Source organism: Salinicola salarius, from assembly GCF_002179555.1.
Lineage (GTDB): Bacteria > Pseudomonadota > Gammaproteobacteria > Pseudomonadales > Halomonadaceae > Salinicola > Salinicola salarius_A.
Genome location: NZ_NHOU01000030.1, coordinates 23973 through 31200 on the forward strand (window position 1 = coordinate 23973; position 7228 = coordinate 31200).

At 63.4% G+C, this 7228-nt stretch carries 7 protein-coding genes; 3 read left to right on the forward strand and 4 right to left on the reverse strand.

All coding sequences use genetic code 11. The annotated features are described in order from the left end of the window. Positions 1–118: 118 nt before the first annotated feature. The 3 genes from CCD76_RS16160 to CCD76_RS16170 form a co-directional block, all read right to left on the reverse strand. Complete coding sequence (locus CCD76_RS16160) at positions 119–709, reverse strand: YggT family protein (RefSeq protein WP_087720465.1); 591 nt, start codon at positions 707–709, stop codon at positions 119–121. A 54-nt stretch (positions 710–763) separates the two neighbouring features. Then, positions 764–1603, reverse strand: coding sequence for a pyrroline-5-carboxylate reductase (proC, locus tag CCD76_RS16165; protein WP_087720466.1), 840 nt, complete (start codon positions 1601–1603; stop codon positions 764–766). A 66-nt stretch (positions 1604–1669) separates the two neighbouring features. Next, complete coding sequence (locus CCD76_RS16170; protein ID WP_087720467.1) at positions 1670–2380, reverse strand: YggS family pyridoxal phosphate-dependent enzyme; 711 nt, start codon at positions 2378–2380, stop codon at positions 1670–1672. Between the two features lie 40 nt (positions 2381–2420). Here CCD76_RS16170 and CCD76_RS16175 point away from each other — a divergent pair, with 40 nt between their 5' ends. Together CCD76_RS16175 and CCD76_RS16180 are read left to right on the forward strand one after the other, a co-directional pair. Beyond that, a complete protein-coding gene (locus CCD76_RS16175; protein WP_087720468.1) occupies positions 2421–3455 on the forward strand; it encodes a type IV pilus twitching motility protein PilT in 1035 nt (344 codons plus the stop codon). A 34-nt stretch (positions 3456–3489) separates the two neighbouring features. Further along, positions 3490–4623, forward strand: a complete 1134-nt coding sequence (locus tag CCD76_RS16180) for a PilT/PilU family type 4a pilus ATPase (protein ID WP_087720469.1) — start codon at positions 3490–3492, stop codon at positions 4621–4623. Between the two features lie 29 nt (positions 4624–4652). On the opposite strand, the gene CCD76_RS16185 is transcribed toward CCD76_RS16180, so the two are convergent. After that, positions 4653–5768 (reverse strand): anhydro-N-acetylmuramic acid kinase, encoded by a 1116-nt coding sequence (locus CCD76_RS16185; RefSeq protein ID WP_087720470.1) that lies wholly within the window; start codon positions 5766–5768, stop codon positions 4653–4655. A gap of 148 nt (positions 5769–5916) precedes the next feature. Here CCD76_RS16185 and tyrS point away from each other — a divergent pair, with 148 nt between their 5' ends. Next, positions 5917–7116 carry a tyrosine--tRNA ligase gene (gene tyrS / locus CCD76_RS16190; RefSeq protein ID WP_087720472.1) on the forward strand — a complete coding sequence of 400 codons (1200 nt, stop codon included), beginning with the start codon at positions 5917–5919 and terminating at the stop codon, positions 7114–7116. The last annotated feature ends 112 nt before the right edge of the window (positions 7117–7228 follow it).

Genomic DNA, 7228 nt, shown 5'->3' on the forward strand with positions numbered 1-7228 from the left:
ACGATCGATAGCTATCGGTGCGTCCGCACGCCGCCAGCTGCGATCCGGCAATGACCCGGACGTATCTGGCCGGATCATTGCCGAGTGTATCGCTGACGACGGTAACGGCGGGCCGGTGCTAGAAGCCGACCAGCGCGCCCGGCAGGCCGGCAGCGCGTGCCAGCGAGCCCACGACGACGCTGTCGAGCAAATTGATGGCGATGAACACCACGATCGGCGACAGGTCGATCATGCCCAGCGGTGGAATCACGCGGCGCACCGGTGCCATGATCGGTTCGACGATCTGCATGACCAGCAGCGCGCCCGGATGGCTGGCTCGCGGTGCCACCCAGCTCAGGATGATCATGATGATCAGCGCGAAGAAGTAGATCTTGAGAATCGCGTTGAGCACGCCGGCGATCCCCGCCAGCAGCAGGCCCTGAAGCGGGGGCATGCCGAAGCCGGCGATCTGGAAGACGGCGATGATCACGATGACCTTGAGCAGAAAGCCCACGAACAGTGTGGCGATATCGATGCGACCGATGGGGCGCAGAAACTTCTGGATCGGCGCGACGACCGGCTGCGTTGCCTTGACGATCCCCTGGCTCATGGGGTTGTAGTAGTCCGCCTGCGAAAATTGCAGCAAAAAGCGCAGCATCAGCACAAACAGATAGATGTTGACCAGCGTGTTGACCAGCATCAGGCCGGCGCTTCCGAGATTACTGCCCATGACTTTCTCCTAGTGATTCGGCGAGTTCCATTCCGACTCGGTTCAATTCTTGTTTCACTCCCCCGAGAGCTCGCGCGACAGTTCGCGGGCGCGTTCGGCGCAGGCTCGAGTGGCGCGACCCACGATATCCGCCAGGCCCGCTTCCTCGAATGTCTGGATCGCACGCTCGGTGGTGCCATTGGGTGACGTGACGCGCCGGCGCAGTTCGGCGGGATCGAATTCGCTCTCCCGCGCCATCTTGGCGGCGCCGAAGGCGGTCTGCAACGCCAGCCGGCGAGCGCTCTCGGCAGACAGGCCCAGTTCGACGCCGGCCGCTTCCAGCGACTCCATGAACAGGAAGAAGTAGGCCGGGCCGCTGCCGGAAATGGCGGTGACGGCCTCGATCTGGGCTTCCTGCTCGACCCATTCGACCAAGCCTACCGATTCCAGCAGTTCGGTGGCGAGGCGGCGCTGAGCATCGCTGACCCGATCGTTGGCGTAAAGGCCACTGGCGCCCGCACCGACCAGCGAGGGCGTATTGGGCATGCAACGGATCAGGGCCAGACCGCCGCCCAGCCAGCGATCCAGCGTCGCGACGTCGAGCCCGGCCGCCACCGAGACGATGAGTGGGCGACGCGCCTGGACGGATTCGCGTAGCGACAGGCAGAGGTCGCGCATCATCTGCGGCTTGACCGCCAGCACCACGACATCGGCCTCTTCGATCGCGGCCAGATTGTCCTGCATTGTGCGGATGCCGTAACGCTGGCTGATGGCGTCGCGTTTTTCCTGGCTACGCGACGTGGCGACGATGGCCTCGGCGGGGTAACCGCTGCCGAGCATGCCACCGAAGATGGCGCTGGCCATGTTGCCGGCGCCGATAAAGGCGATATGGCTGGGTTGGGGCGAGTCGGTCATGGCAGAGTCCTTGAGAGTAGTCCTGTCGGTCTAGGAAGAGGCGGGCATCGATACCGTCAGCTTCTGTCAGCTTCTGAAAGGAGGGCGGCTGCCGAAGATGGCGGTACCCAGGCGAACGATGGTGGCGCCCTCCAGGACGGCGGCTTCCAGATCGTTGCTCATGCCCATTGAAAGCGTGTCCAGGGGCGCGTCGGGGAAGCGCCGCTGCAATTCGGCCAGCGCGTCGGCGACCTGGCGAAAAGCGTGGCGCTGCTGCTGCGGATCGTCGCTGGGCGCAGGCAGTGCCATCAGCCCGCGCAGGCGCAGGTTGGGCAGCGACAGCAGCGACTCGGCGAGTGCCGGCAGCGCAGCGAGTTCGACGCCCGACTTGCTGGATTCGCCGCTCACATTGAGCTGCAGACAGACATTGATGGCACCCAGTTCGGCAGGCCGCTGCTCGGAAAGCCGGCGCGCGATCTTCTCGCGATCGACGCCATGCACCCAGCTGAAATGCTCGGCCACGTCGCGGGTCTTGTTGGATTGCAATGCGCCGATGAAATGCCATTCGATGTCGTCGAGATCGGCCAGCGCCTGCTGTTTTTCCAGCGCTTCCTGCAGATAGTTCTCGCCGAAGGCGCGTTGACCGGCCATATAGGCCTGACGCAGCATGTCCGCAGGTTTGGTTTTGCTGACAGCAAGCAGGCGGGCGGCGTCGTTCGGGCGATCGGCCGCGGACAGCGCAGCTCGAAGGCGCTCGCGGGCGCTTGAGAGAGACTCGGACACCGAGGCTTCTGGCATACTGTATGAAGACCTTACGCAGGGGATCGAATAAAAACCCATGGATATTACCGAACTGCTGGCGTTCTCGGCAAAGCAAGGCGCCTCCGACCTGCACCTTTCGGCGGGATTACCCCCCATGATTCGGGTCGACGGCGACATGCGTCGTCTCAACGTGCCGGCGCTTGACGACGGTCAGGTGCGTCGTCTGATCTACGACGTCATGAACGATCGGCAGCGCCGCGACTTCGAAGCTGCGCTGGAAACCGACTTTTCTTTCGAAGTCACCGGTGTATCGCGTTTTCGTGTCAATGCGTTCACGCAAGGGCGCGGCGCTGGCGCGGTCTTCCGCACCATTCCCAGCAATGTGATGACAGTCGACGATCTCGGCCTGGGGGATGTCTTCCGCCGGTTGTCGATGCTGCCGCGCGGCCTGGTACTGGTGACGGGGCCGACCGGCAGCGGCAAGTCGACGACGCTGGCGGCGATGATCGACTACATCAACAGCAATCGCCAGGAACACATCCTCACGATCGAGGACCCGATCGAATTCGTGCACGAGAGCAAGCGCTGCCTGATCAACCAGCGAGAGGTGCATCGCGATACCAAGGGCTTCGCGCCAGCGCTACGGTCGGCGCTGCGCGAGGATCCGGACGTCATCCTGGTGGGCGAGCTGCGGGATCTGGAAACCATTCGGCTTGCATTGACGGCGGCCGAGACCGGGCACCTGGTGTTCGGCACCTTGCATACCACCTCGGCGGCCAAGACCATCGACCGGATCATCGATGTCTTCCCCGGAGACGAGAAGGGCATGGTGCGCTCGATGCTGTCGGAATCTCTGCAGGGGGTGATCTCGCAGACGTTGCTCAAGCGCGAGGGCGGTGGCCGTGTCGCGGCCCACGAGATCCTCGTGGCCACCTCGGCGATCCGCAATCTGATTCGGGAAGGCAAGGTCGCGCAGATGTATTCGGCGATTCAGACGGGCGGCGGCCTGGGCATGCAGACACTGGATGCGGCGCTGTCCCGATTGGTGACCGATGGTGTGGTGACGCGCCAGGAAGCCCATGCCAAATCGCGTGCCGGGCTCGATCAATGAGTTCGTGCCCCGGCAGCCGGTATCAGGACATGACATGACCCCCTCTCAATGGTTTGAGCAACTCCTCGACATCATGCTGGCCAAGCAGGCTTCGGACCTGCTGATCTCTACCGGCGCGCCTCCGTGTCTGAAACTGGATGGCAAACTGGTGGCGCTGGGCGATGTGCCGCTGCAACCGGATCAGGTGCGTGAGCTGGTCGCCATTGCCCTGCCCCAGGGGCGCCGGGAGGCGTTCGAGGCGGAGCACGAAGCCAATTTCGCTCTGAGCCTTAGCGGCAAGGGGCGTTTTCGCGTCAGTGCCTTCTTCCAGCGCAGCCAGCCGGCGATGGTCGTTCGGCGGATCGCTTTCGATATTCCCGATCTCGAATCGCTGGGGCTGCCGGACGTGACGGGAACGCTGGCTTCCATCCGGCGCGGGCTGGTGCTGGTAGTCGGCGGGACCGGCAGCGGCAAGTCGACGACGCTGGCATCGATGATCCAGCACCGCAATCGGACTGTCGGCGGTCATATCATCTGTATCGAAGATCCCATCGAATACATGCACCCGCACCAGCGCGGCATCATCAACCAGCGGGAAGTGGGAATCGATACCGAGTCCTACGAAGTCGCGCTGAAGAACGCTCTGCGCCAGGCTCCCGACGTGATCGTGATCGGCGAGATCAGAAGCCGCGATACCATGGAGCTGGCGCTCAGCTTTGCCGAAACCGGGCATCTCTGTCTGGCCACTTTCCATGCCAACAACGCCGACCAGACGATCGAGCGCATTCTCAGTCTGTTCCCGCCGTCCCGGCAGGAGCAGATCGGGATGGACCTTTCGCTCAACCTGCGCGCCGTGGTCGCTCAGCGGCTGCTGCCGCGTCAAGACGGCTCCGGGCGCTGCGTGGCGACCGAGGTTCTGCTCAAGTCCCCCTTGATCAGCGAATTGATCCGGCGCGGTGAGGTGGGGGAATTGAAGGATCTGATGCGGCGCTCCCGCGAACTGGGCATGCAGACCTTCGACCAGGCGCTCTATGAACTCTATCGGCGCGGGGATATCAGTGAGGGTCTGGCGCTGGCCCACGCCGATTCGGCCAATGACCTGCGCATGCTGATCAAGTATGGCGAACGCCATCTTCTCGGGGATCGAGGGGACGATGGCGCGCGATTTTCACTGGTCGATGATCAGTAGCGTTCGGTCTCTTCCCTTGCGCTACCTGCTCAGGGCGCGTAGATGCCGCCCAGAACGCGTGGGCCGCTGGCACCGGTAACCTCCGGCAGATTGCCTGGCAGGCGCTGTATCCGTCGCCAGGCCAGCCACGCGAAAGCGCCGGCTTCCAGCCAGTCGGCCGACCAGCCGAACGCGTCGCACTGTCCTATCGAGACGCCGGGAAGATGGGTCGCCAGACGCTGCATCAGATGGCGGTTGTGCGCGCCGCCACCGCAGACGATCAGATCCGTGCGACCGGGCTCGATGAAGGGATGCGCGGCCTGCGCAACGCTGACGGCGGTCAGCTCGGCCAGCGTGGCCTGAACGTCGGCCGCCGTTTCGTCTCCGCATAACCGCGCTTCCACCCAGCCGAGATGAAACAGCTCCCGCCCTGTGCTCTTGGGCGGTACGGCGGTGAAGTACGGCTCGTCCAGCAGGCGTTCGAGCAGATGGCGGTCGACGCTGCCGCTGGCGGCCCAATCGCCGTCTTCGTCGATCGGGCCGCCTCGATGGCGGGCGTGCCAGGCATCGATCAGCAGGTTGGCCGGCCCCGTGTCGAAGCCGATGACCGGCAGCGATGCGCCCGAAGGCCCCAGCCGCGTCAGGTTGGCGATGCCGCCCAGGTTGAGGATCAGCCGGGTACGGGCGGTGTCGGTAAACAGTGCCTGATGAAAGATCGGCGCGAGCGGCGCGGCCTGGCCGCCGGCCGCCATGTCGCGGCGGCGGAAATCGGCAACGACCCGGCAGCCGGTCAATTCGGCCAGGCGACTGGGGTTGTCGAGCTGGTAGGTAAAAGGTGCATCCGCGTAGGGGGCGTGCTCGATGGTCTGGCCGTGGCTGCCGATGGCCGTGATGGCATCGGGCGTCAGGTCGTGGCGCTGCAGCAGCTGGCGCACGGCTTCGGCCTGGTGATCGCAGAATGCACTCTCCGCTGCGCCGAGGGCGGCGAAGCTCACCTGCGACGCCTGGGTCAACTCGAGCAGCGCCGTTCTGAGTTCGGCGGCCAGCGGTAGACACAGGGCATCGATCAAGCGCGGGCGTTGATCGCTCTCGTTGTCGATCTCCACCAGTGCCGCATCGATGCCATCCAGGCTGGTACCGGACATCAAACCCACGAACAGTGACATGAAGCTCTTCCTCGTCGTTGTAAAGCAGTGGCGTAAGCGGTGACCTGACGTCGCGGCATGGTCCGGGTGTGGCTCAACGAACCTCGGAGACTCATGCTAAGATTGCCGCCTTTCAAGCTCGATAGCGTTGGTAATGGAGACGGATACGATGGCCGAGGTCGATGAAGCGCTGGCGTTGATCAAGCGCGGCACGCAGGAGATTCTGATCGAAGATGAGCTGGTGAAAAAGCTCGAATCCGGTCGCAAGCTCCGTATCAAGGCTGGCTTCGATCCCACGGCCCCCGATCTGCATCTGGGGCACAGCGTATTGTTGACCAAGATGCGCCAGTTCCAGGACCTTGGCCATGAGGTGATCTTCCTGATCGGCGACTTCACCGGCCGGATCGGCGATCCCACCGGCAAGAACGTGACCCGCAAGCCGCTCACCGAAGAAGAGGTCAAGGCCAACGCCCACACCTATCGCGAGCAGGTCTTCAAGATTCTCGATCCCGACAAGACCGAAGTGCGCTTCAACGCCGAATGGTTCAGCGAGATGTCGGCGGCCGACATGATCGAGCTCTCCGCGCAATCCACCGTGGCCCGCATGCTGGAACGCGACGACTTCGAGAAGCGCTACCGCGGCGGTCAGTCGATCTCGATTCACGAGTTTCTCTATCCGCTGGTGCAGGGGTACGACTCGGTCGCGCTGAAGGCTGATATCGAGCTGGGCGGCACCGATCAGAAGTTCAACCTGCTGATGGGCCGCGAAATCCAGAAGCATTTCGGGCAGGAGCCGCAGGTGGTCATCACCATGCCGTTGCTCGAAGGGCTGGATGGCGTGCAGAAGATGTCCAAGTCGCTGAACAATTACATCGGTGTCGACGACACGCCGGGCGTGATGTTCAACAAGCTGGTCTCGATGCCGGACAGCCTGATGTGGCGCTACTTCGAATTGCTGTCGCTGAAGTCCAACGAAGAGGTCGAGTCGATCCGCCAGGATATCGAGCAAGGCGCCAACCCGCGCGACATCAAGATGCTGTTGGCGCGGGAGCTGATCGCCCGCTACCACGGCGAAGAAGCGGCCGCCAATGCGCACAAGGCCGTGGGCAACCGACTGGCGGAAGGTGAGCTGCCCGAAGACCTGCCGGAAGTGGAGGTCGATTTCGAAGGCGCGGCGCAGGCGCCGATTGCCGCCGTGCTCAATCGCGCCAATCTGACCAACAACAGTGCCCAGGCCAAGGACATGCTCGGCAACGGGCGGGTCAAGGTGGATGGCGAAGTCGTCGCCAAGGACGCCATGCTCGAAACCGGCAAGAGCTACGTGATTCAGGCAGGCAAGAAGCGGTATGCCCGCGTCACGCTTGGCTGATGCGAATTGCCTTATATCGCTGAAACGCCCGCCCCGCGCGGGCGTTGTCGTTTTTGCCGGGCCGTGTTTTGACCGAATGCACAAAAAGTGACAAACAACACTTGCCAAGCGG

Excerpts from the sequence above, each read along its gene's own strand:
- CCD76_RS16160 (WP_087720465.1), bottom strand. The coding sequence starts at position 709 with ATGGGCAGTAATCTCGGAAGCGCCGGCCTGATGCTGGTCAACACGCTG.
- proC (WP_087720466.1), bottom strand. The coding sequence starts at position 1,603 with ATGACCGACTCGCCCCAACCCAGCCATATCGCCTTTATCGGCGCCGGC.
- CCD76_RS16170 (WP_087720467.1), bottom strand. The coding sequence starts at position 2,380 with ATGCCAGAAGCCTCGGTGTCCGAGTCTCTCTCAAGCGCCCGCGAGCGC.
- CCD76_RS16175 (WP_087720468.1), top strand. The coding sequence starts at position 2,421 with ATGGATATTACCGAACTGCTGGCGTTCTCGGCAAAGCAAGGCGCCTCC.
- CCD76_RS16180 (WP_087720469.1), top strand. The coding sequence starts at position 3,490 with ATGACCCCCTCTCAATGGTTTGAGCAACTCCTCGACATCATGCTGGCC.
- CCD76_RS16185 (WP_087720470.1), bottom strand. The coding sequence starts at position 5,768 with ATGTCACTGTTCGTGGGTTTGATGTCCGGTACCAGCCTGGATGGCATC.
- tyrS (WP_087720472.1), top strand. The coding sequence starts at position 5,917 with ATGGCCGAGGTCGATGAAGCGCTGGCGTTGATCAAGCGCGGCACGCAG.